Here is a 22890-nt window from a genome sequence, read left to right on the forward strand (position 1 = left end):
CCCGGCCAGGACGTATCCGACGCCCGTCCCAGGCCGACGCACGCCCCCTCGCCGAGGATGACCACCCGCCGAATCCCCGCTTCAGGACACGTGCGGCACCTTCCCTGGGGCTAATGCACGTCCGTCGTCCCCTCGCCAAACGTGACCGTCCTTCCATGCGTCATTTCGGGACGTGGGAGGCACCTTCACGGGCCGGCGCACGTCCCTCTCGCCGCGCGTGGCCGCCCGCCGATCTTGGCGGCGGGCACACGCGAGGGGGTCCCTCAGGCCGACGCGCTGCCTCGCGGCCGGGTACGCCCCGTCGGCCCCGACCCGCAGCGCCGGCACACGAACAGGGGTGAGCGGTGGCGGCCGGTGCGGGCGCTACGGCAGCCCTGGCGCCTTGGTGCCTTGGTGCCTTCGGGCGGGGCTCTCATCCGGTCTCCTGCTCGTATTTGGCGGTCTCGGCTCTGGTCCCTGCCAGGCCGCGGATCGCACGGCCGAGGAGGGCGGGGTCCGGCGGCTCTTCGACGGCCCGGTCGACGTAGGCGGTGCAGCGCAGCAGCCAGCCGCGCACGACGTCCTCGATGTCGGTCTCGGCCCGTCTCGCCTTGGCCAGGGCCCGGCGGCGCTTCTCCTCCCGGACCTCCCGCGCGAGTTCGTCATCGGCGGCCAGGGCGCGGATGTCGGCGAGCGCGTAGCGTCCGAACCGGTCCTTCGCCAGGGTCCTTTCTCCGGCGATGCGGTCGAACGTCTTCCTGGGCCAGCCCAGGATGGTCACCGCCCCGCCGGCTTCGACAGTGTCGAACAAGGGGCCTTTCCGGGCCGCGACGACGTCACGGACCTTCTCGGGATCGAGGGCGTCGAGATCGCGCAGGAGGTAGAGCGGATGTCCGCGGAAGCTGCTGACGACCTCCAGGTGGTCCCGGGCTACCAGCACCTCGACGTCACGGCGCTCGACGTCGAGGCCGGTGCGCATGGCGAGCCGGGCGGCGGCGCGGATCGCGCCGATCGGCGGCTCCTCGCCGAACCGCGTGACCACCTGGCCGCAGCGGTGCGCGCATTCCTCGACGAGCCCGGCGGACCACCGTTCGCCGTCGAGGTCGGGTTCGGGGAGCAGGCCGTGCTCCCGACCGACGCGCAGTTGCCATCGGGCCAATCCGAGCCGGACGGCGAGCTGGTTCGCTCCGAGATCTGTCTGTGCGGGCATGGTCGCGCCTTTCTGTCGCGCAGGATCTGACGCGCAACAGCCTCGTCCATGCCGCCCACCGGCAATAGTCGAACGCGGTTCTGTGGATAAAGCCGAGGGAATTCGGGGCCAATGTCCCTATTTGCGACTTCAGAAGGCGCAGGGAAGTGACTTGATCCCGTTGATGAAGCTGGTGCGCTGCCGGACCGGGGTCGAGGTGGCGCGCAGACAGGGAAGGCGCGTGTAGAGCTCGCGGAGCAGAACCGTGACCTCGCGGCGCGCGAGATGCGCGCCGAGACAGAAGTGCGGTCCGGGCGCCCCGAACCCGACATGGGGGTTCGGCGAGCGCGTGATGTCGAACGCGTGCGGGTCCTCGAACACGGCCTCGTCACGGTTGGCCGAGTTGTAGTAGAGCACCACCCGTTCGCCGGACCGGTACATGTGGCCGTGCAGTTCGTAGTCCCGGGAGAGGGTGCGGCGCATCCACGTCACCGGTGTCGCGTAACGGACGACCTCTTCCACCGCGTCCGGCAGGCGGCCCTCGACGTCGGCGAGGAGAAGCGCGCGCTGGTCGGGGTGCTCGGTCAGCAGGGCGAGAGCATGCGAGAGCGCGTTGCGCGTCGTCTCGTTCCCCGCGACGACCAGCAGCGTGAAGAAACGGGCCAGTTCGACGGCCGTGAGCGATTCCCCGTCCACGTTCGCATGGCTCAACGCGGTCACGAGGTCGTCGGCGGGCCGCTCGCGGCGCAGCCGCCCCAGATCCCCCATGAGCTCGTGGAGGTGGGCGAACTTCTCGCGCAACATGGTGATGCGGTCCTCGCCGGCCGGGCCGACGTAGTCCGGGTCGCCGATCCCCAGGATCATGTTCGTGGCGTCGATGACACCGTCGTATTCCGCATCCGGGATGCCCATCATCGAGCAGATGATCCGCAGCGGCATCGGCATCGCGACGTGCTCGACGAAGTCGCAGGCGCCCCGCTCGGCCAGTTCGTCGACGATCCGGCGGGCGAGGACGGCGACGTCCCCGGTGAACCGCTCCACCATGCGCGGGGTGAACGAGCGGGACACGATCCGCCGCAGCCGCGCGTGCCGCGGGTCGTCGAGGCTGATCATCGAGCCGGAGTACTCGGCGATCTCCTGCGGCGGGTCCACGAGGCTGACCGCCGTGGGTTCCGAGCTGAACACCTCGGGACGGCGGCTGGCCTCGGCGACCTGCGCGTACCGCGTCAGCGCGTAGAAGCCGGGTTCATCGGGCAGGGGGCAGAAGACGGGATCGGCGGCGGATCGCAGGCCCGCGAACACCTCGTCGCGCTCCGTCTGGGCCTTCGCCCAGAAGTCGAGGCTGGACAGTCGGGGCTCGACAAGGGAGGGCATCGACCAAGGCCGCCTTCCGCCAGGGGGACTCGCCGCCCACAGGCTAACCCCGCGCCCGCTGGAATGGGATCCGTTGGCCGTTCCCGGCTCCTGCGGCGCGACGAACCCGTGTCGCAAGCGCGCGCGGGCGGGCCGAGGGCCCGCCCGCTGCGCACTGAGCCGCCGGACGAAGCGGAAACCGCCGGTCAGCGGGCGGAGGACTCCACGTAGTGGCGCTCGCCCGGGCCCACGTAGACCTGCCGCGGACGTCCGATCTTGGTGGAGTTGTCGTTCATCATCTCGCGCCACTGGGCGATCCAGCCGGGGAGCCGGCCGAGCGCGAACAGCACGGTGAACGCGTTGGTGGGGAAGCCCATCGCCTTGTAGATGACGCCGGTGTAGAAGTCGACGTTCGGGTAGAGCTTCCGCTCGACGAAGTAGTCGTCGCTCAGCGCGACCTCTTCGAGGCGCATCGCGAGGTCGAGGAGCGGGTCGGACTTGCCGAGCGCCTCCAGCACCTTGCCCGTGGCCTTCTTCACGACCGCCGCACGCGGGTCGTAGTTGCGGTACACGCGGTGCCCGAAGCCCATGAGCTTGACGCCGGGCTCCTTCTTCTTGACCCGCTCGACGAACGATTCGATGTCGTCGCCGCTCTGGTGGATGCGCTCCAACATTTCCAGGACGGCCTGGTTGGCACCGCCATGGAGCGGGCCGAACAGGGCGTCGACGCCGGCCGAGACGGAGGAGAACAGGTTCGCCTGGCTGGAGCCCACCAGCCGCACCGTGGAGGTGGAGCAGTTCTGCTCGTGGTCGGCGTGCAGGACGAAGAGCATGTCCAGCACCCGCACGATCTCCGGGTCGACCTCGTACGGCTGCGTGGGCAGCCCGAACGTCATGCGCAGGAAGTTCTCGACGTATCCGAGCGAGTTGTCCGGGTACAGCAGCGGCTGCCCGTTGGAGGTCTTGTACGCGTAGGCCGCGATGGTGGGCAGCTTGGCGATCAGCCGGATGCTGGACTGGTCGACCTGCTCGGGGTCGAAGGGGTCCAGGCTGTCCTGGTAGAAGGTCGACAGCGCGCTGACCGCGGACGACAGCACCGCCATCGGGTGGGCGCGACGCGGGAAGGCGGAGAAGAAGGCCCGGAACTTCTCGTCCAGCAGCGTGTGGTTGCGGACGCTGTCGGTGAACTCCTCCAGCTGCCCGGGGGTAGGCAGCTCACCGTAGATCAGCAGGTAGGCCACCTCGAGGAAGGACGATTTCTCCGCCAGTTCCTCGATGGGGTAACCCCGGTAGCGGAGGATGCCCGCCTCACCGTCGATATAGGTGATCGCCGATGTGGTGGACGCGGTGTTGGTGAATCCGGGGTCGAGTGTGACGTGCCCCGTCTCCTTCAGCAGGCTTCCCACCCGCAGTCCCGACGGCCCCTCGGTCGACTCCGTCACCTCGAGGGGCATCCGGCCGCCCGCGTGGTTGAGTTCGAAATCCGACATATGCGCTCGCTCCCAACTCCGTCCACACCTGCGTAGACGTTCCGGTCTTCATCGTATCCAGGTGATCACATGGGCCGATCGGCGGCCATCTCGTTGACGCCGGGGCCGCCCGGATGTTGCGCTGGGTACATGACCGACGACAGTGCTGCGGAGCTGGTCGCGCGGGCGCGCGAAGACATCGCGGGGGCGGGCGGGAATCGCTTCCTCGACCTGCTCGAAGCGGGCGAGTTGCCCCGAGAACGCCTGGTCTGGCTAGCTGCCGAGGAGTATCGGATCGTCAGTAGCGATCAGCGTAGTTTCGCCCTGCTCGCGGCGCGTTTCCCCGGCCCGCCGGCGGGCGGGATGTTCCTGGGCCTGGCACAGGGCGAGGCGCAGGCGCTGACGTTGCTGGATCGCTTCGCCGGCGCGCTCGGCGAGAGTGAGAAGAATCTCAAGACCCACGAGCCCAACCCGCTCGCACAGGCCTATCCGGCCTACCTGGCGCAGCGCGCCGCCTTCGGCACGTCAACCGAGGTGGCATTGGCCATGCTGGCCAATCTGGAGGAGTGGGGCTCCTACTGCGCCCGCACCGCCAGGGCGCTCCGTGCCCGCTACGGCTTCGACGAGGAGGCGGTCGCGTTCTTCTCCTACTTCGCGGAGTCGCCGCCCGGCTTCGAGGAGCAGGCTCTGGCCGTCATCGCCGCCGGCCTGGCCTCCGGTGACGATCCCGCGGACGCCTCCCGCGCCGCCCGGCTCCTTCACGCCTACGAGACCGCCTTCTGGGACGCGCTGGTGGAGGGCCTCTCCTGAGCGGGGCTCAGGTCCAAGGCAACTCGCTGCGCTCCCGCCAGTAGCGTTCCGGCGCGATGCGCAGACCGGCGAGCAGGTCCAGTTGCCGTTCGTCCAGGGAGACCCGCGTCGCCGCCAGGTTCGCCTGCAACTGGCCGGGGCTGACGGCACCGATGAGGACGGTGTCCGCCCATGGCCGGCTCAGTGCGGCGGCCAATGCGAGCGCGTCCGCGCCGACGCGCTCCTCGGCCGCCATGGCCCGCAGCGCGTTTGGCGGCCGTACGGCCAGCCGACCGTTGGCCAGCACTTCCTTGAGCAGGACATGGAGACCGGCCTGGTGCGCCTCCTCTAGTGCGGGCTCCGCGGAGCTCTCCAGGAGATTCCAGGTCGACTGGACGGTGTCGAAGAGCCGCCGGCCCGAGACCTCCAGCCCCATCGCGCGGCGGATCGTCTCGGCCTGCCGGGGGCCGGACGTGGAGAAACCGACCCGCACTCCCCCGGCCGCCGCTTCGGCGAGTGCCGCCTGGAGCCCGGCGTCGTGGAAGAGCGGGCTCTCCTCCGTGAGCGAGTGCACCTGGTAGACCGAAAGGTGATCGCCCAGGAGAGCGCGCGTCTCCGCGTACTGGGCGCGATAACGGTCGAGGCCGTGGTCCTTGACCTCGTGCACCGGGGCGTCCGTCTTCCATTCGCCGACGTAGGTGTAGCCCCATTTGCTGGACACGGTCAGACCGTCCGGTGTGCGGGCGGCGAGCCATTCGCTCAGGAACTCTTCCGCGCGTCCATATGACCGCGCGGTGTCCACCCACCGGATCCCCGCCGTATAGGCGGCGTCCAGCACGCGCCAGGTCGCGTCGCGCAACTGCTCGACACCCCGATCGCGGGGCAACTCCTCAGTCCTGCCCACGTTGATGTAGGCGGGCCGCCCCACCGCTGCTAGGCCGATTCCCAGCCGTCGTATCGCGCTCACCCTTTCAGCGTCCCATGCCGCGGGCCGCAGCGAGGAAGCGGCCGGGGCACCCCTGACTCGTTCAGCGAACCGTCCCTCAGAATCACCCTGCACTATTCACCCTGTTTTGAGGCAGTATCTGACCGCCTTTATCCACAGAACATCATTCCAGTTCCGTTGCCTTCCGACCTCCCGGAGTCTTGACGACATCACGCGGTTCGCCACGGCTCGAGGAGGCACCCTTGCCCATCACCATCACCGTTCCCGAGGAGACGACCGCCCGGTTCGTCGTCGCCGCCGACCGGACCCCCGGCGATGTCGCCACCGCCGTCCGGCAGGCGTCGGCCGGCGGGCTCGACGCCGCGGTGACCGAGCGGCTCGGCACACCCGCTCTGATGGTCACCGCGCACGGCGCCGCGACGTCGCCCTGGAACCTGAGCCGGGTGACGAGCACCGACGGCGACGACGCCGAGCGGGCCCTCCGCGCCGCCTGGCATGTCGGCGTGACCTCGGTGCTGCCGGTCTCCGACCTTCCGCACGGCCCGCACATCGCACGCGGGGCGGCCGAGGCCCTCGCCGAATCCCTCGGCGGCATCACCGTCGACCTCGACACGAACCAGGTCTTGCCGTCCACATCCCGCCCCGACGGGTTCGTCCTCGCCGACGACTGGACGGGCACCGCACTCCCGCCGTACCGGAACGACGGCCGATGCACCGCCGGCGAGGACGAGATCGACGGCTGCTCCTGCGTCGGGCTCGCGACCCGGGGGCTGCGCCGATTCGGCCTCCCTGACCTGGAGATCACCGGTGTGGCGTGCCCGCATGATCTCGCCGCCCTCAACATTCTCCGGACCACCGCCCAGCGCCTGCTTCCCCTCGGCAGGCACCAGGGTGAGCACATCCTGCATTCGGAACTGGTACTGACGAGTGCGGATTTCTCGGCCTTCTGGGGGATCCGCGAGCAGATCTGGGACGACGGCCCCGTCCCTGTGAGACTCGTGCGGACGGGGCCCCGCCGCCTCGCCGTCCGGGCGCCGGAGGACTTCCCCGGCACGCTGAACGAATGGCTGTGGGACGAACTACCGCCCGTCCTGCATCACTTCCTGAGATGCGAACCCGGCGGCGCCGTCCCGGACTGAGCAAGGCCGGTGACATCCGCGACGACGGCGGAGCACCTGCACGGGAGCGCCGCGACCGTTAGCGTCGATCGGCATGCACGACGAACGAGAACCGGGCTCCCTGGCGAAGGTCCTGGCGGACATCGCCGCCGAACGCGCCGCGCAGGACCGCATGTGGGGCGTCCAGGAGTTCCCCGACGGCAGCGGGCCGGCGTTCGCCGGAGAAGCCGACAAGGCGAAGGCCGACTGCGCCGCCGCGTGGTCGCGCGGGGAACTGACCTGGCGTCACGTGCTCACCGAAGAGTTCCACGAGGCGCTGGCCGAGTCGGAACCGGCTCCATTGCGGAACGAGCTCGTACAGACGGCGGCGGTGGCGGTGAAATGGATCCAGTCGCTGGACCGCCGGAACGGCGCAACCGGGCATCGCACCGGGGAGGGCGGTGGACACACCGAGAAACTGGTCCGCGACCGGATCCCCGACCTCCTGCGGGAGGCCGGCGAGCGGCGGGAGTCCCGTGTCGCCGAGCCCGGCGAGTACGTGTCCCTCCTGCGCGCCAAGCTCTACGAAGAGGCCGGCGAGTACGCGGCCGCCGGCGACCCCGCGGAACTCGCCGACATCCTGGAGGTCGTTCACGCGCTCGCCGCACTGCACGACATGACACCGGCCGACCTGGAGGCACAACGCGCGGCCAAACATGCGGAGAGAGGAGGCTTCTCCGACCGAATCGTCCTGCGACTCCGACCATAAGCGCACCCCGCCGCCTCCGCCTGCGGCCCGACCCGCGAGGCGCGACCGGCGAGGCGCGACCGGCGAGGCGACGACGAGGTAGCCGGATTGACCGGCGGTGCTGCCGACGGGGTGGCCAGCCGCACGGCCCACGTGCTGCCCAGCGGAGCTCTCAGCGCCACGGGCAGCACGCTCGGCGGCAGGTCGGCGGCGGGTCAGCCATACGGTCGGCGGCGCTGTCGGCGGCGGGTCGGTAACACGGTCGGCGGATCGGCGGCTGAGTCGGCGGATCGGCGGATCGGCGGATCGGCGGGTCGGCGGGTCGGCGGGTCGGCGGGTCGGCGGCTCAGTCTCCGGCGCTGTCGGGGGATCGACGGGGCGGGGGCACAACCGGCAGGCGGCCGGAGTAACCGGCCGCGCGGCCGGCGGGCGACAAGCGGAGCGACCGGCGAGGCAGCCAGCGGTGCTGCCGATGGAGTTGCCAGCGGTGTGACCGACGGAGTAGCCGACGGAACGGGTGGCGGGGTTGGCGGTTTGGCGCTGGGTTAGGGCCAGATCCGGCGGAGGGTCCAGGGGCCTGCGGAGTCGGTGGGCGGTCCGACGACCTCGGCGATGGCAGGGCCGTCCGGCGTGGCGATCTGCAACCGGTAGAAACGGGCCGCGCCGGGCTCCTGCCACTGCTCCAGGACGCGACGGACCCGGAAGCAACCGCGCGCGCCGGTGATCTGGGACGGATGGCCCGCCGGGGTGGTCTCCGCGGAGACGGGTTCATCGATCAGCACGAGACCAGACCTTAGCCCGAACAAGCGTTCGAATGAAAGGCGACGGGCCGTCCGATGGCATCTGGTGAACCCGCGAAAGAGCCCGTGCGACCAGAGGCTCGATCCGCAGCCGGTTGCGCTGCGCGAAGTCGGCGGGGGCCGCGTTGACTGTCTCGCGGGACGCGCCGACGAGCTGCGCCAGCACCTCCGGAGTGAGGTCGACCACCGAGTTGGGCAGGAGCGGACGCCGTTGTCGAGGGCCATCGGCGACCGCACCGGCGGTGTCCGGGTGGCGCCCTCGATGGGCGGCCTCGTCGCCCTGTTCTTGTGCGCAGGAAGACCGGGGACCGTGGGCGTCCTGCTCAAGATGGTGGTCCCCTCGCAGGGCGGGAGGCGCGGTGGAGCGACTTGGCCAGGCTCAGGTCATGGGCGAAGAGGTGGTGCGCTCGCTTCGCTTCGCCGGACGGAGGACGCCTTCAGAGGCTGTTGGAGTTGGTCGATGCCCCAGGGGCCTCACGCGGCTTGGGGGTTGTGCTCGTGTGCGCTGCGACGGGAGGGCCTGAGGCGTCCGCTAGTCCGCACCTATGTTCCGAGCGAGAGCAGGGGGCAGCGGGTAGGGGCGCTCCTTGGGGAGGAGGGCTTTGGCCTGGGCCCTCCGTCCGGCTTGGAGGAGCCCGTGGATCTTGCGGGCCAGCGGGGTGCGGTCCTCGATGCCGAGGATCCAGTCGTCGACGTAGCGGTCCACGATGTGGCGGCTCAGCCCGATCTGGATGCTCCGCGCCTCCAGTTTCCCGCCGCCGATCGAACGCTCGGGGTCCCACTGCACGTGGACCAGCGCCTGGGCGAAACGGCGGCGCCATTCCTCGGAGTCGCGGAAGACGCGGCGGTCCGGGTCGGTGGGGACGGCCTGGGCGAGGGCCTCCTCCCAGCCGGCGCGGGTGATGCGAACGGCGAGGACCGCCTCCTGCCCTGGCTTGCGCGCCCAGTTGCTGCGGGCCATCAGCCATAGGAACGACGGCTTGATCCAAGTCATCCGGGTACGGGAGAACGGCGGTACGAAGGTCCCGTGTTGTACCGCCGGGCGACCGATCTCCGGGGTGTACGCCTGGTAGACCGTGATCGAGTCACGGTCGTGGAGGGCGCGGATCTCACGGGTGTGCATGATGCGACCACGGTGCCGGAGGCCCGACGCACGGTTCAACCGGATTTCGAGGCCGCGGACCTGCGGCGGTGGGCCTTCTGGCGGCACGCAGCGCCGCAGAACCGGGCCGGACGGCCGGTGCGGGCGACGGTCAGCGGGGTTCCGCAGACCTCGCAGCGGCCTTCGTTCCGTGACGGCAGTCGAGTTTCGTTATCGAGTTTCGTTACGGAGGTGGGTCGCAGTGCATCGCAGGCCAGCGCGGTCATGCGGCCGGGCGGCCCGTCGGCGCGCCGCATCCGCTCGGTGACCATGCAGCCCGCCATCAGGGCGCGCACGTCCCGGCTGTCGACGTCCGCGCGGACTTGACCCGCCGCCTGCGCCCGCCGGAGCAGTACCTCGAGAGCCGCGTCGAACTCCTCCTGGACGCCGGCGGCGGCGAACGCCTTGAGGCCCTCCTCCAGGGCCAGCGCGTCGCAGAGGGCGTGATTGAACATCGCACGTTCGACGACCCACGTCAGGAAGCCGTAGAACCGTTCGCCCGCGTCGCCCACTTCGGATGCGTCGCCCGCTTCGGACGGGTTGGTCGGGGCGGACGGGTTGGTCGGGTTGGTCGGGTTGGTCGGGTCTGCCAGGTCGCTCGCGGCGGTCGTGTCGCTCCCTTCGGCCGAGCCGTTCCATTCGGCCGCACCGCCCGTGCCGCTCCCTTCGGCCGTGCCGCGCGCGTCGGCTCCGTTGCCTGCGTCGGCCCCTTCTGTTGCGTTGGGCGTGCGGTTGGGGGTGACCGGAGCGGCCAGGGCTTTTGCCTTGTCCACGATTTCCTGGAGGCGGTCGGTGACGACGGCTGTGAACAGGGCCTCCTTTGTCGGGAAGTTGCGGTAGACCGTGCCGGCGCCGACGCCGGCACGGCGGGCGATGTCGTCGAGGGGGACGAGGCGACCCTCGGCGGCGAACGCCTCCAGGGCGGCCTCCAGGATCCGTTGCCGGTTCCGGCGCGCGTCGGCGCGCCTCGGCTCGGTGCCGGTGCCGGTGCGGCGGGTGTCGGGCACGGGCGTCCTCTCCCCCGGCGAAGCGGCCCCGTTGACAAACGGGGCGTTCGTTCCGGTAACGTCGTAAACGGGTTGGCGGTTCCGATTGTACGACCGAAGGAGACGGCGATGGGAAGCGACGCGGTGCTCGAGGCGAGGCGGCGGCTGGGGCGGATCGGGGTCGGGCTGATGACTCCGCTCGCACCGGCCGGCGAGTGGCGGCGGGCGGCCCGCCGGGTGGAGGACGCCGGGTACGGGGCGGTCTGGGTGAACGAGGCGATCGGCGGCCGGGAGGTGTTCGCGCAGCTCGGCGTGATGCTCGCCGCCACGGAGCGGATCGCGTTCGGGTCGGCGATCGCGAACCTGTGGGCGCGGCATCCGGCCGCGATGCAGGGGGCCGCGTCGGTGCTGGCCGACGCCTATCCAGGACGGCTCGCGCTCGGCGTCGGCGTCAGCATGGGCGCGGCCGTCGAGCGGAGCGGGCAGACATGGAGCAGCCCGCTCACCCGGATGCGCGAGTACCTCGACGGCATGGACGCCGCGGTGCAGGCCGCGCCGTCGCCGGACGTGCCGTTCCCGCGGCTGCTGGCGGCGCTGGGGCCGAAGATGCAGGGCCTGGCCCGCGACCGCGCGGACGGCATGCTGCCGGCGATGATGCCGGTCGAGCACACGCGCCGGGCACGGGAGCTGCTCGGCCCGGACAAGCTGCTGATCGCCCTGCAGCCGGTGATCCTCGAAACGGACCCGGAGAAGGCGCGCGGCATCGCCCGCCAGACCGGGGCGTTCACGATCCCGGGCTCGCCCTACATTCCGGCGCTCAGGGGCCTCGGCTACTCGGAGGCGGACGTCGCGGACGGCGGTTCCGACGCGGTCATCGACGCCTGCTTCAGCTGGGGCGACGAGGCCGCGGTCGCCAAGGGGGTGGCCGCCCACCTCGACGCGGGGGCCGACCATGTGTGCGTGTCGGTGTTCCAGCCGGACCTGGCCTCGTGCGCCGACCAGTTCGAGCGGCTCGCCCCGTACCTGCTGGACGCGTAGAGCGCATCGAGCCCACCGTCACGAAACTCCGCGAAGCGTTCAGCCGGGACGGACCAGGCCGGTCTCGTAGGCGGCGATCACCAACTGGGCCCGGTCGCGGGCCTGCAGCTTGGCCAGCAGGTGGCCGATGTGGGTCTTCACCGTCGCGGGGCTGAGATGCAGGTGCTCGGCCAGTTCGGCGTTGGACAGGCCGCGGGCGATGAGGGCGAGGACCTCGCGCTCGCGGCCGGTGAGGCCGTCGAGGCCGTCCGCCCCGTCGGGCCCGGCGGGCGCCGCCCGCACCGGGGCGGGCCGGCGGACGAACTCGGTGATCAGCCGGCGGGTGATGCTCGGGGCGAGCAGCGACTCCCCCGAGGCGACGACCCGGACCGCCGACAGCAGGTCGGCGGGCGGGGTGTCCTTGAGCAGGAAGCCACTGGCGCCGGCCCGCAGCGCCGAGTAGACGTAGGAGTCCAGGTCGAACGTGGTGAGGATGAGGACCCGGACGTCCGGCAGGTCGCGGCAGATCCGCCGGGTCGCCTCGATGCCGTCCATCTCGGGCATGCGGACGTCCATCAGCACGACGTCGGGGCGTTCGCGTTCGGCCAGTTCGACGGCCTCGGCGCCGGTGCCGGCCTCGCCGACGGCGCGCAGGCCCGGCGCGGTGTCGATCAGGACGCGGAAGCTGCCGCGCAGCAGGGCTTGGTCGTCGGCGACGAGGACGCGCAGTTCCAACGGATTCCTAGGCTCGGTAGGGGAAGGCGGCGGCGACGGCGAAGCCGCCGTCCGGGCGGGGGCCGGCGGTGAAGTCGCCGCCGTACATCATGACGCGTTCGCGCATCCCGATGAGTCCGTGGCCGGGGGCGCCGGGGAGGACGCGCTCGCCGGGGCCGTCGTCGTCCACCTCGATGCGGACCCGGCCGCCGGCGGCCTCGACCAGGACGCGGCAGCGCGCGGGGGCGGCGTGCTTGACGACGTTGGTGACGGCCTCCTGGACGATCCGGTAGGCCGACAGCGCGACGCTCTCCGGCAGGTCGCCCGCGCGGACGTCGAGGTCGACGTGGACACCGGCCATGGCCGCCCGTTCGACCAGGCCCGGCAGGGATTCGAGGCCGGGTGAGGGCGCGAGGCCGGGCTCGTCGGCGCGCAGGACGCCGAGCAGGTGCCGCATTTCGGCGAGCGTGCCGCGGCTGGTGGACTCGATGACGCGCAGCGCGTCGAGGGCCTCCTGCGGGCGGGCCTCGGCGACGTGGACGGCGACGCCGGCCTTGACGGCGATGAGGCTCATGCTGTGCGCGACGATGTCGTGGAGTTCGCGGGCGATGCGGAGGCGTTCCTCGCCGACGGCGGTCTCGGCGAGCCGGCGGGCGGACTGGGCGGTGTAGGCGCGGCGGTCGCGGACGGCGCGGCCGAGCGCCCAGGACGCGCCGAGGACGCCGAGGCCGAGGAGCACGCGCCCGAGTTGTTCGGCATGCCAGTTCTTGGGCCCGATCAGGGCGCCGCCGAAGACGACGATCGCGCTGAGCACGCCGATGGCGCGCGTCGGGATCCAGCGGCGGCGGGGCAGGGCCAGCGCGAGCGGATAGAGCGCGTACGCGGCGGCGGCGAAGAAGTCCCAGGGCAGGCCGAGGACGAGCGCCAGGGCGGAGGCGGCGAGGACGGCGCCGAAGACCGGGACGGGCCGGATTCGCCGGAAGGCGAGGGGCAGCCCCATGGCGGCGGCGACCGGCACCGCGAGCAGCGCCGGCACCTCGTGACCGCCGGACGAGACCAGCAGGAACAGCGTGTACAGGACCGCCGCCGCGGCGTCCAGGCGGATCAGCCGCCGGCGGCCGCTCCGGCGGGAGAACGGGGAGGCCGGCTCGGATTCGTGCACGTCACGACGGTAGCCGGACGGCGCGGCCGGGCGCGTCGTGCCGGCGGACGTCAGACCTGGGTCCGATGCGGCGGGCCGGTCTCGGAGCACGGTCGGAGCGGCGGGTCCCGACCGGGTTCCGATGTGCCGGGGGGCCGTCCGGCGAGAGCGTTGCGGGCATGATCGAAGTGAGGGAGCTGACCAAGCGCTACGGTGGGACGGTCGCCGTGGACCGCCTGTCGTTCCAGGTGCGCCCGGGGACGGTCACGGGATTCCTCGGCCCGAACGGGGCCGGGAAGTCGACGACGATGCGCGTCCTGCTGGGGCTGGACGCGCCGTCGTCAGGTGCGGCGCTGGTGAACGGCGGCCCGTACGGTGCGCTGCGGCGGCCGATGCGCGAGGTGGGGGCGCTGCTGGACGCGGGAGCGGTCCACGGGGGCCGCCGCGCGTTCGACCATCTCGGCTGGCTGGCGCGCAGCAACGGGATCGGGACGCGGCGGGTGGCCGAGGTGCTGGAGCAGGTCGGTCTCGCGGGCGTCGCGCGCAAGCGGGTGGGCGGGTTCTCGCTCGGGATGCGGCAGCGGCTCGGGATCGCGGCGGCGCTGCTCGGCGATCCGGGCGTGCTGATGTTCGACGAGCCGGTGAACGGGCTGGACCCGGACGGGGTGCGGTGGATCCGCGGCCTGATGCGGGCGCTGGCGGCAGAGGGCCGGACGGTGCTGATCTCCAGCCACCTGATGAGCGAGATGGAGCTGACCGCCGACCGGCTGGTCGTCGTCGGGCGGGGCCGGCTGATCGCGGACACGTCCGTGCGGGAGCTGGCGGAACGGTTCGCGCGCGGGGTGCTCGTCCGGTCGCCGCGTGCGGGCGAGCTGACCGGGGTGCTGGCGGCCGCGGGCGGCGCCGTCGAGGCGGCTCCGGGCGGCGGGTTGTCGGTGACGGGGCTGGACGTGGCGGAGATCGGCGACCGCGCCGCCGCGCACGGCATCCCGCTGCACGAGGTGACGCCGCGCAGCGCGTCGCTGGAGGAGGCGTACATGGAGCTGACGGCGGGCAGCGCCGAGTTCGGGACGGTGACGTCGTGATCGACGCGATGGCGGCGGAGTGGTGGAAGCTGCGCTCGGTCCGCTCGACGTTCGCCTTGCTCGCCACGGTCGCGGTGTTCACGCTGTTGTGCGTGGTGTGGTCGCTCTATGCGGCCCATTACTGGGACGGCCTGTCGGCGGCGCGCCGGGCGAAGTTCAGGGTCGCGCCGCCGGAGCAGCCGCTGTCGATCGCGCTGCCGGTTTGCGCGGTGGTGCTGGGCGCGCTTCCCCTGACCTCGGAGTACGCGTCCGGGATGATCCGGACGAGCCTGGCCGCGGTGCCGCGCCGCCGGACGCTCTTCGCGGCGAAGGCGGTGGTGCCCGGCGCCGCGATGCTCGTGGCCGCGCTGGTGAGCCTGGCCGCCGGCGTCCTGGCGGGGAGGGCCGCCGTGGACGGCCGTCCCCTGCGCGCGTTCGACGCCCCGCTCGCCGACCATGTCCCGTACGTGCTCGCGATGGCGGCGGCGACCGCGGCCATCACGCTCGTCACGTTCGGCCTGGCGGCGGTGCTCCGCTCCACCGCGGGGACGATCACGGCGGGGATGGCGGTGCTGTTCGTGGTGCCGCCCGTCGCGAACTTCCTGCCCGGCCGGTGGGGCGAGCGGGTCTGGTCGGTGCTGCCCGCGAGCCTTCCCGGCCAGATCGCCGCGGCGCCGGGCACGTCGCCCGGCCGGGACGGCCTCCCGCCGTTGGCCTCGGCCCTGCTCTTGGCTGCGTACACGGCGGTCGCGCTGGGCGTGGGCGCCCGCGTGTTCGAGAAGAGGGACGCGTGATGACCGACGCCGTCGCGGCCGAGTGGTGGAAGCTCCGCTCCGTCCGGTCGACCTACGTGATCCTTTCGATCACCGCGGGGTTCGTGTTCTTCGTCGTGCTGCTGGCCTTCCAACAGGCCCATGTCTGGGACGGGCTGGACGCCGCGCAGCGTGCCCGTTTCTTGCTGCGGCCGCTTCAGGAGCTGGGCGGGTGGGTCGCCCAGCTGTGCCTGGCCGTGCTCGGGGTGCTCGCCGCCACCTCCGAGTACCGCACCGGCATGGTGCGGACCAGCCTGACCGCGGTGCCGTCCCGGACGCGGTTCCTGGCGGCGAAGGCCGTGGTCGTGGCAGGCACCGGGCTCGTCGCGGGCGAGGCGGTCGCGATCGGGTGCCTGCTCGGCACGCGGCTGGTCGTCGGGGGGCGGCCGTTCCCCGACCAGCGCGCGTCCATCGCGCACGACCTGCCCGGGTTCGCGGCCTCGGGCGCCGCGGTGGCGGTGTTCGCGCTGCTCGGCCTGGCCGCCGGCGTCCTGCTGCGGTCGGCGGCCGGGGCGATCGTCGCGGTCGTCCTGCTGTGGCATGTGATCCCGCTGCTGGTCTTCCACCTGCCGGAGCCGTGGAACGAGCGCGCCGGTTCGGTGATGCCGTCCGGGCTGCCGGCCGAGATCGCGGGATGGGGTGCGGAGCACTCCATATACGGAGGGCTGTTGCCGCCGGCGGCGGCGGCGATGGTGCTGGTGGCCTACGCTCTCGTCCCGCTCGCGGCGGCCGGGCTCGTGCTCGCCCGCCGGGACGCTTGAGGAACACGGGGGCGGCGGCGCCCGTTCGGAGCGCCGCCGCCCGCGCGTGCGGGCCCGCCGGTGCGGGTCAGCCCGCCCGCCGGTAGGACGTGCGGACCGCGAGCCGGTGCCGGAGCAGGCCGATGGCCTCCTCCAGGGTCGGCGCGGCGGCCTGCGCGCGCAGCTGCCGGCCGTCGAGCTCGGCGACGGCCCTGGCGAGGGCCGGCCGGGGCAGCGACGGGTCGGCCACGACGCTCAGCGTGACGTGCACGGACGCGGCCCCGGTGCCGGCCAGCGCCTCGCGGACGGCGCTCTCGGCCTCCGCGCGCTGGGCGTCCGTGACCTTGCCCGAGGTGAGAAACCGGATCTCCGGTCGCTCGAGGGTCGCGTTCATGGTTCCCCCAGGATGGATCGGTGTGTTCTCCGGGACGGTGCCGGGCGCCGCGTCACCGCGGTGCGCGGCGCCCTCCCGTCAAGTGAACGCCGTCCCGCTCCGGGAGATCGTCCGTTGGCGACGAGAGCTTGGTCACCCGCCGGCGCTGTAGACGACGTGATCAGGCGTTATGCGGACGGTGAGGCGCACCTCACCCTCCTGGCGGTAGGGGTAGGTGTCCTGCCCGAGGTACTTCTTCGCCAGCGCGTCGATGACCGCGTCCGCGCCCTCGGTCTCCAGCTTCGCCTCGCCGGAGACGCTCACCCAGTGGAACGCGTCGTCGGGGTCCAGGACGCTGACCGACACTCGGCCGTCCTTGCTCAGGTGACGCTCCTTGGCGCGCCCGACGGCGGTGTTGATGACGACGTCGTCCCCGTCCACGGCGACCCACACGACCGTGTTGTGCAGCGACCCGTCCGGCCGGACGGTCGTGGCCCAGGCGGGCAGCGGCCGGTTCAGCAGTTCCTTGGCCGCATCGGACAGCTGGCTCATCGGCGTCCTCCTTCATAGGGCGGTGCTTCCGCGCTCGTTGATCGGAACCCGCGCACAGGTGCGGCTGTTCCCGGGGCGGAGGCGGTCAACCGGGTCCGGGCGGGCCGTCCGGGCACCGGCGGCCGGGCCCGGCGCGGGCCGTCCGGCGGCCCGCCGATATTCACCGAACCACGTGACCGCCGTCATTTACGCGTCATACAAGAGGTGGCGGAAAGCGCACGCCGATTGGCGTGCGCGGGGGCGCGAAACACCAGGCAATTGATGTGCCGGCAGTGACTTCGCCGCCACGGAAATGACCTCCCGGTCAACGCGATCGTCACCGCATCGCCACGTTCCGCACCCGGACGGCCACCGACGGCACTGGTCACGGGCCGTGGTCACGCTCCAAACACCGATCCGCCCCCGTTGGCACGGTCCCGGATTCGATCAATGGGCGCGGCCGGGGTATCCTCACCCGCGCCGATCGGCGAACGGACCGTCCAGCCCGGCCGCTCTAACACCGATGGACCGATTTGCCGAAGACGCGCTTTTTCATACTTCCCAAAAACGTGGTTCGATCCTCTAACATAGGGCGGTGCCGTTCCGCCCCAGAACAGACCCGTCGACTGGCTGGTGACCCCTTGCCCCAGGATTCAGCCGCCCCCACGCCTCCGGCCGAGGGCGATCAGGCCGGCAGCTTGATCGACTACCCCCGGCGCGGCGGACCGACGGTGCTGCGCATCCTGCTCGGCGCCCAGCTGCGCCGGCTGCGCGAGGCGCGCGGCATCTCCACCGAGCAGGCCGGGTACGAGATCCGCGGCTCGCACTCCAAGATCAGCCGGATGGAGCTCGGCCGCGTCGGCTTCAAGGAGCGCGACGTCTCCGACCTGCTCACGCTGTACGGCGTCCAGGCCACCGAGGAGCGCGCGCCGCTGCTCGAGCTGGCCAAGGAGGCCAACACCCCGGGCTGGTGGCACCGCTACGGCGACGTCCTGCCGAGCTGGTTCGAGGTCTACCTCGGGCTGGAGGAGGCCGCGTCGCTGCTGCGCACCTACGAGCTGCAGTTCGTCCCGGGCCTGCTGCAGACCGAGCAGTACGCGCACGCCGTCGTCCGGCTCGGCTTCTCCGACGCCTCCGACGAGGAGGTCGAGCGGCGCGTCCAGCTCCGCACCGACCGGCAGCGGCGGTTCACCTCCCCCGGCGCGCCGACGCTGTGGGCCGTCCTGGACGAGGCGGTCGTGCGCCGCCCGCTCGGCGGCCGGGCGGTCATGCGGCGCCAGCTCGAGCACCTCATCGCCGTGTCGGAGCTGCCCAACGTCACGCTGCAGATCGTGCCGTTCGGGGCGGGCGGGCACGCGGCGGCCGGCGGCCCGTTCACGATCCTGCGCTTCGCCGAGCCGGGCCTGTCCGACGTCGTCTACCTGGAGCAGCTCACCAGCGCGCTGTACCTGGACAAGCCGACCGACGTCGACACCTACATGCGCGCGATGAACAACCTCTGCATCACCGCCGCGCGCCCCGACGACACGGCGCGGCTGCTCACCGGCATCCTCAAGGACTTCTGACCGGACCTCCGGCCGGGGCTACCGCGGCCGGTCCGGGTCCCCGTCCGCCAGGACGCGCTCGTTCCGGCTGCGGCTGCCGCCCCGGAACTCCGCGATGACGTCCCCGTCCGGGACGCGGCGGACGGTCACGTCGTAGACGCCGCTGCGCCCGTACCGGGTGCGTTCGACGGCGGTCGCCTCCAGCACGTCGCCCGCGCGGGCGGGCGCGACGAAGACGACGTCGGCCGACGCCGCCACCGTCACGGCGCCGTGGGTGTTGCACGCGTAGGCGAACGCCGAGTCGGCGAGCAGGAACAGGTAGCCCCCGTGGGCGATCCCATGCCCGTTCACCATCGCGGCGGCCAGGGTCATGCGCAGCACCGCCCGCCCGGGCGCGATGTCGGCGATCACCATGCCGAGGTCCTGCGCGACCTTGTCGCCCGCGTACATCTTCTCGGCGCATCGCCGCGCCAGGCCCGCCGGGTCGTCCACGGTGCAAGGGTAATGAGCGTCAGGGCATTGGGACCCTCGCCCTTGGGAAGGTCATCCAGGGTCGCCGGGTTCAACAGGCGGGCCGTGGTACGGCCGAAGCCAGATGGAGGAGGACCAGATGCTGTACGGCAAGGAGCACGTCGCGCGCTATCAGGAGACCGACGGCGCGGAGGGGCACGAGTGGCAGGGGACGGTGACGCTGCTGCTCACCACGACCGGCCGGCGCAGCGGCAAGGAGTACACGACGCCGCTCATCTACCAGCCGGAGGGAGACGCCTACCTCATCGTGGCGTCCAAGGGCGGCGCGGACGAGCCGCCGGAGTGGTACCTGAACCTCCAGGCGAACCCGGAGGTGAAGGTGCAGGTGAAGGGCGACAGGTTCACCGCGCGGGCGCGCACCGCCACGGCGCAGGAGAAGCCCCCGCTCTGGAAGAAGATGGCGGCGACCTGGCCGGCCTACGACGAGTACCAGCAGAAGACCGACCGCGACATTCCCGTGGTCGTCCTCGAGCGGGTCTGAGCGGGCGGAGACCGCCGGGCGGGCGGGCCCGGAACCGGCCCCGCCCCGGCGGTTCCCTTCCGCGGAGGCGCCCGGACGTGTAGCGTCGGGTGGGAACATCCGTTCGACCGCCGTCCGTCCGAGGCCACCGAGGTGCGAAGGTGCCGACGTCCCGCAGCGCCGACGAGCACGGCGCCGGCAAGCACAGCGCCGACCCGCCGCCCGCGGGCGGGAACGGCGGCGGGCGCCCCTCGCAGGAGGGGCCGCCGCCCCGCCTGCTGAAACGCTGGGGGCTCGACACGACGCAGGTGCCCGAGGCGCTGGCCGGCGGGTCCGGCGGCCGGTGCTGGCGGGTCCGCACGTCCGGGGGCCCGTTCCTCCTGAAGGAGTACGCCCCGGCCGACCGGCGGCGGGTCCTGTTCCAGCACGAGGTGACCGGGGCGCTCGACGCCGCGGGGCTCCCGGTGCTCGCGCCGTCGCCGGCGCGGACCGGGCGCACGCTCGTGACCGCCTCGGGGCACGGCTACGCGCTGTACCCCTGGGTCGCCGGGCGCGAGCGCGGTGGCCTCGAGCTGACGTTCCGGCAGTGCGAGGAGCTCGGGGAGCTGCTCGGCCGGCTGCACGCCGAGCTGGAGCGGATCACGCCGCCGGTGCAGCAGAGCCTGCTGGTGCCGACGCCGCGGGCCGCGGACGCGGCGGCGACCGTGGAGGAGATGCTGGAGGCCGTGCCGGCCGGCGGCGGCACCGATTTCGACGCGCTGACCGGGCGCCGGCTGCGGGAGCGGCGCGCGCTGCTCGCCGAGTTCGCCGGGCACCAGCCGCCCGAGATCGAGGTCAGCATGGTCGGGCATCTGCACGGCGCCTTCCACGCGGGGCATCTGCGGTACGCGGGCGCGGGCAACGTGACGGCGGTGCTCGGCTGGGACTCGCTGACGACCGGGCCCGTCGCCGGGGAGGTCGTGCGGGCGGCGGCGCGGCTGTTCGCCTGCGAGGACGAGCGCGGCCTCGACCTGGACCGGGTGCAGGCGTTCGTGCGGGGGCACCGCGCGGCGTTCCCGCTGGACGCGGGGCAGATCCAGTCGGCGGTGCACCGCGAGTGGTGGGAGCGGCTCTGCGACGTGGCGCCGCTGCGGTACCGGTACCTGGGCGAGGAGGGTGCGGGCGAGCGGCGCGCGGCCGCGCTCGTGTCCTGGTGGTCGGCGCACCTGGAGTACACGCTCGACGCGTTCGCGACCCCCTACACCGACGCGTACACCGAGGCTCCGGGCGACAGCCCCGCCTACGGCTGATCACGGCCCAGGCCTCGCTTTCTCGCACCGTGCGCCGATCGAATGGCGTGGCTCCGCGATCCGCGCCCGCCGTCGGGTAGGGACAATGTGCCTTCGGGATGCGCACCGGGCGGCTGTGTGCCGGCCTTGTCCCGGGCAATATGTATCGATCAGTCCAAGAGGAGCCGGAAATGACGCGGATCGCAATGCTCGGCACCGGGATCATGGGCGCCGCGATGGCGCGGAACCTGCTGAAGAACGGCCACGGGGTCGCCGCCTGGAACCGCACCCGCGAGCGCGCCGAGCCGCTGGCCGCCGACGGCGCGACCGTCGCGGACTCCCCCGCCGAGGCCGTCGCGGGCGCCGACGTCGTCCTGACGATGCTCAACGACGGCGACACGGCCCTGGCGGTGATGCGCGACGCCGCGCCCGCGCTGCGGACCGGGCAGGTCTGGGCGCAGATGGGCACGGTCGGCGTGGCGGACGTGCCGCAGCTCGCGACGTTCGCCGCCGAGCAGGGGCTGACGTTCGTGGACGCCCCCGTCCAGGGCACCAAGCAGCCCGCCGAGCAGGGCAAGCTCGTCGTCCTGGCCGCCGGGCCGCAGGACGCCCGGACGGCGCTGGAGCCGGTGTTCGGCGCGATCGGCAGCAGGACCCTCTGGCTGGACGAGGACGGCGCGAGCGGCGCCGGGACCCGGCTGAAGCTCGCGGCGGTGAGCTACGCCATCTCCCTCACCTCCGTCATCGCCGAGTCGGTGGCGCTGACGGAGGGCCTCGGGCTCGACCCGTCCCTGCTCGGCGAGGTGCTCACCGGCGGCCCGCTCGACAACGCCTACCTGCAGACCAAGATGAAGGCGATGCTCGCCGACGACTTCACGCCGAGCTTCGCGGTCCGCAACGCGGAGAAGAACACGCGGCTGATCCACGACGCGGCGGCGTCGGCGGGCGTCCGCGTCGACGTCAACGACGCCGCGGGCGACCGGTTCCGCCGCGTCATCGACCAGGGGCACGGCGACGAGGACATGGCCGCGACCTACCGCGCGAGCTTCGGCGGCTGATCCTCCCGGCCGTGGGCGTGGCGGTGCACGGCGGCGGCGGGCGCGGGGCGAGGATGGTGCCATGGAGGTACTGAGCAGCCGCGTCCTGCTGCGCCCCGCCGACCTCGAGCGCAGCCAGCGCTTCTACCGCGACGTGCTGGGCCTCGCGGTGTACCGGGAGTTCGGCCCGCCCGGCTCCCCCGGTGTCGTGTTCTTCCTCGGTCCCGGCTTCCTGGAGGTGTCGGGACACGGGCCAGGCGGCGCGGGCCCGTCACCGATGCTCTGGCTGCAGGTCCGCGACGTCCGGGCCGAGCACGAGCGGCTCGCGGCGGCGGGCGCGCGCGTCACCCGCGAGCCGCGCGAGGAGCCGTGGGGCCTGGTGGAGATGTGGATCGAGGACCCCGACGGCGTGAAGATCGTTATCGTGGAGGTCCCGGAGGGGCATCCCCTGCGCCGCGACACCCGTTCATGACGGAGCCGACCATGACCGCACATGAGACGCCGGCGGAGTACTGGAACCACAACACCCACTACCACGGCCTCGTCCTGCGCCATGTGCCGGGCGGCTGCGGCGAGGCCCTGGACGTGGGCTGCGGGGACGGGCTGCTCGCGCGCCGCCTGGCACCGCGCGCCCGGCACGTCACCGGGCTCGACCGCTCGGCGGAGATGGTCGTCAAGGCCAAGACGCTGAGCGAGGGCGTCGGGAACGTCGACTTCGTCGAGGCCGGCCTGCTGGAGTACGACCTCCCGGCGAAGCACTACGACTTCGTCTGCAGCGTCGCCGCGATCCACCACATGGACTTCACCGCGGGCATGGCCGCGATGCGCGACGCCGTCCGGCCGGGCGGCGCGCTCGTGGTGATCGGCCTCGCCGACAACGCGGGGCCGAAGGATTTCGTGTACGGAGCGGCGGGCGTTCCCGCGCACCTGCTGTACAGCCGCGTCCTCAGGCGCAAGCACGCCGGTGAGCCGGGCGCGCCGCTCGCCGACCCCGACATGACCTGGGGCGAGGTGCGGGACGAGGCGCTGCGCCTGCTGCCCGGCGCGGTGTTCCGCCGGCGTCTGCTCTGGCGGTACTCCATCGTCTGGCACCGGCCGCGCTGACCGGGAACGCCCGCCGGCGAAACTGGAAAACGCTGGAACTGTCTGGAAGCTCCTGTA

Annotated in this window: 25 protein-coding genes and 1 pseudogene; 13 read left to right on the plus strand and 13 right to left on the minus strand. The window is 72.4% G+C overall.

Features of this window, described 5'->3' with window-relative positions; all coding sequences use genetic code 11:
- Window positions 1-412: 412 nt before the first annotated feature.
- The 3 genes from ACA514_RS17195 to ACA514_RS17205 all read right to left on the minus strand — a co-directional run bounded on the left by ACA514_RS17195 (window position 413) and on the right by ACA514_RS17205 (window position 4011).
- Complete coding sequence (locus tag ACA514_RS17195; RefSeq protein WP_375042147.1) at window positions 413-1189, minus strand: hypothetical protein; 777 nt, start codon at window positions 1187-1189, stop codon at window positions 413-415.
- Window positions 1190-1318: 129 nt separating this feature from the next.
- Complete coding sequence (locus ACA514_RS17200) at window positions 1319-2542, minus strand: cytochrome P450 (RefSeq protein ID WP_375042148.1); 1224 nt, start codon at window positions 2540-2542, stop codon at window positions 1319-1321.
- A 185-nt stretch (window positions 2543-2727) separates the two neighbouring features.
- Window positions 2728-4011, minus strand: coding sequence for a citrate synthase (locus tag ACA514_RS17205; protein WP_375042149.1), 1284 nt, complete (start codon window positions 4009-4011; stop codon window positions 2728-2730).
- Between the two features lie 129 nt (window positions 4012-4140).
- On the opposite strand from ACA514_RS17205, the gene ACA514_RS17210 reads away from it, so the two are divergent.
- Window positions 4141-4800, plus strand: a complete 660-nt coding sequence (locus ACA514_RS17210) for a hypothetical protein (protein ID WP_375042150.1) — start codon at window positions 4141-4143, stop codon at window positions 4798-4800.
- 7 nt (window positions 4801-4807) lie between these two features.
- On the opposite strand, the gene ACA514_RS17215 is transcribed toward ACA514_RS17210, so the two are convergent.
- Window positions 4808-5746, minus strand: coding sequence for an aldo/keto reductase (locus tag ACA514_RS17215; protein WP_375042151.1), 939 nt, complete (start codon window positions 5744-5746; stop codon window positions 4808-4810).
- Window positions 5747-5967: 221 nt separating this feature from the next.
- On the opposite strand from ACA514_RS17215, the gene ACA514_RS17220 reads away from it, so the two are divergent.
- Both ACA514_RS17220 and ACA514_RS17225 read left to right on the plus strand, forming a co-directional pair.
- Complete coding sequence (locus ACA514_RS17220; RefSeq protein WP_375042152.1) at window positions 5968-6864, plus strand: hypothetical protein; 897 nt, start codon at window positions 5968-5970, stop codon at window positions 6862-6864.
- A gap of 73 nt (window positions 6865-6937) precedes the next feature.
- On the plus strand, window positions 6938-7591 hold the full coding sequence (locus ACA514_RS17225) for a hypothetical protein (protein ID WP_375042153.1): 654 nt from the start codon (window positions 6938-6940) through the stop codon (window positions 7589-7591).
- A gap of 524 nt (window positions 7592-8115) precedes the next feature.
- On the opposite strand, the gene ACA514_RS17230 is transcribed toward ACA514_RS17225, so the two are convergent.
- The 4 genes and pseudogenes from ACA514_RS17230 to ACA514_RS17245 all read right to left on the minus strand — a co-directional run bounded on the left by ACA514_RS17230 (window position 8116) and on the right by ACA514_RS17245 (window position 10518).
- On the minus strand, window positions 8116-8352 hold the full coding sequence (locus ACA514_RS17230; RefSeq protein WP_375042154.1) for a hypothetical protein: 237 nt from the start codon (window positions 8350-8352) through the stop codon (window positions 8116-8118).
- 97 nt (window positions 8353-8449) lie between these two features.
- Window positions 8450-8551: pseudogene (locus tag ACA514_RS17235) on the minus strand (Crp/Fnr family transcriptional regulator); the annotation flags it as partial.
- 351 nt (window positions 8552-8902) lie between these two features.
- Window positions 8903-9493 carry a DUF4291 domain-containing protein gene (locus ACA514_RS17240; RefSeq protein ID WP_375042155.1) on the minus strand — a complete coding sequence of 197 codons (591 nt, stop codon included), beginning with the start codon at window positions 9491-9493 and terminating at the stop codon, window positions 8903-8905.
- Window positions 9494-9528: 35 nt separating this feature from the next.
- The gene (locus tag ACA514_RS17245; RefSeq protein ID WP_375042156.1) at window positions 9529-10518 is read right to left on the minus strand and encodes a TetR/AcrR family transcriptional regulator; all 990 of its coding nucleotides are present in this window, start codon (window positions 10516-10518) and stop codon (window positions 9529-9531) included.
- Window positions 10519-10626: 108 nt separating this feature from the next.
- Here ACA514_RS17245 and ACA514_RS17250 point away from each other — a divergent pair, with 108 nt between their 5' ends.
- Complete coding sequence (locus ACA514_RS17250) at window positions 10627-11535, plus strand: TIGR03620 family F420-dependent LLM class oxidoreductase (protein WP_375042157.1); 909 nt, start codon at window positions 10627-10629, stop codon at window positions 11533-11535.
- Window positions 11536-11574: 39 nt separating this feature from the next.
- Here ACA514_RS17250 and ACA514_RS17255 read toward each other — a convergent pair whose 3' ends face one another.
- Window positions 11575-12249 (minus strand): response regulator, encoded by a 675-nt coding sequence (locus ACA514_RS17255; protein ID WP_375042158.1) that lies wholly within the window; start codon window positions 12247-12249, stop codon window positions 11575-11577.
- 7 nt (window positions 12250-12256) lie between these two features.
- On the minus strand, window positions 12257-13390 hold the full coding sequence (locus tag ACA514_RS17260; protein ID WP_375042159.1) for a sensor histidine kinase: 1134 nt from the start codon (window positions 13388-13390) through the stop codon (window positions 12257-12259).
- A 158-nt stretch (window positions 13391-13548) separates the two neighbouring features.
- Between ACA514_RS17260 and ACA514_RS17265 the strand changes: the two genes are divergently transcribed.
- From ACA514_RS17265 to ACA514_RS17275, 3 genes are read left to right on the plus strand one after another with little or no spacing between them, the layout of a single operon-like run.
- The gene (locus ACA514_RS17265) at window positions 13549-14454 is read left to right on the plus strand and encodes an ABC transporter ATP-binding protein (RefSeq protein ID WP_375042160.1); all 906 of its coding nucleotides are present in this window, start codon (window positions 13549-13551) and stop codon (window positions 14452-14454) included.
- Window positions 14451-15227 (plus strand): ABC transporter permease subunit, encoded by a 777-nt coding sequence (locus tag ACA514_RS17270; protein ID WP_375042161.1) that lies wholly within the window; start codon window positions 14451-14453, stop codon window positions 15225-15227. Before ACA514_RS17265 ends, ACA514_RS17270 begins: the two co-directional genes overlap by 4 nt.
- On the plus strand, window positions 15227-16006 hold the full coding sequence (locus ACA514_RS17275; RefSeq protein ID WP_375042162.1) for an ABC transporter permease: 780 nt from the start codon (window positions 15227-15229) through the stop codon (window positions 16004-16006). The genes ACA514_RS17270 and ACA514_RS17275 overlap by 1 nt, the downstream gene beginning before the upstream one ends.
- Before the next feature lie 67 nt (window positions 16007-16073).
- Here the strand turns inward: ACA514_RS17275 and ACA514_RS17280 are convergent, their stop codons facing one another.
- Window positions 16074-16379 (minus strand): hypothetical protein, encoded by a 306-nt coding sequence (locus tag ACA514_RS17280; protein ID WP_375042163.1) that lies wholly within the window; start codon window positions 16377-16379, stop codon window positions 16074-16076.
- A 132-nt stretch (window positions 16380-16511) separates the two neighbouring features.
- Window positions 16512-16910: a PPOX class F420-dependent oxidoreductase gene (locus ACA514_RS17285; protein ID WP_375042164.1), complete on the minus strand. Its 399-nt coding sequence runs from the start codon at window positions 16908-16910 to the stop codon at window positions 16512-16514.
- A 677-nt stretch (window positions 16911-17587) separates the two neighbouring features.
- On the opposite strand from ACA514_RS17285, the gene ACA514_RS17290 reads away from it, so the two are divergent.
- Window positions 17588-18454, plus strand: coding sequence for a helix-turn-helix domain-containing protein (locus tag ACA514_RS17290; RefSeq protein ID WP_375042165.1), 867 nt, complete (start codon window positions 17588-17590; stop codon window positions 18452-18454).
- A gap of 18 nt (window positions 18455-18472) precedes the next feature.
- Here the strand turns inward: ACA514_RS17290 and paaI are convergent, their stop codons facing one another.
- Complete coding sequence (gene paaI, locus ACA514_RS17295; RefSeq protein ID WP_375042364.1) at window positions 18473-18883, minus strand: hydroxyphenylacetyl-CoA thioesterase PaaI; 411 nt, start codon at window positions 18881-18883, stop codon at window positions 18473-18475.
- A gap of 160 nt (window positions 18884-19043) precedes the next feature.
- On the opposite strand from paaI, the gene ACA514_RS17300 reads away from it, so the two are divergent.
- The 5 genes from ACA514_RS17300 (at window position 19044) to ACA514_RS17320 (ending at window position 22833) form a co-directional block, all read left to right on the plus strand.
- A complete protein-coding gene (locus tag ACA514_RS17300; protein ID WP_375042166.1) occupies window positions 19044-19445 on the plus strand; it encodes a nitroreductase family deazaflavin-dependent oxidoreductase in 402 nt (133 codons plus the stop codon).
- A gap of 140 nt (window positions 19446-19585) precedes the next feature.
- Entirely contained in the window at window positions 19586-20713 is a 1128-nt protein-coding gene (locus ACA514_RS17305) for a phosphotransferase enzyme family protein (RefSeq protein WP_375042167.1), read from the plus strand.
- A 170-nt stretch (window positions 20714-20883) separates the two neighbouring features.
- Entirely contained in the window at window positions 20884-21750 is an 867-nt protein-coding gene (locus ACA514_RS17310) for an NAD(P)-dependent oxidoreductase (RefSeq protein WP_375042168.1), read from the plus strand.
- A gap of 61 nt (window positions 21751-21811) precedes the next feature.
- Window positions 21812-22201: a VOC family protein gene (locus tag ACA514_RS17315; RefSeq protein WP_375042169.1), complete on the plus strand. Its 390-nt coding sequence runs from the start codon at window positions 21812-21814 to the stop codon at window positions 22199-22201.
- A gap of 11 nt (window positions 22202-22212) precedes the next feature.
- Window positions 22213-22833, plus strand: a complete 621-nt coding sequence (locus ACA514_RS17320) for a class I SAM-dependent methyltransferase (protein WP_375042170.1) — start codon at window positions 22213-22215, stop codon at window positions 22831-22833.
- Window positions 22834-22890 lie beyond the last annotated feature (57 nt).

The sequence above is a fragment of the Actinomadura sp. NTSP31 genome (assembly GCF_041951385.1).
GTDB classification, from domain to species: domain Bacteria; phylum Actinomycetota; class Actinomycetes; order Streptosporangiales; family Streptosporangiaceae; genus Spirillospora; species Spirillospora napierensis.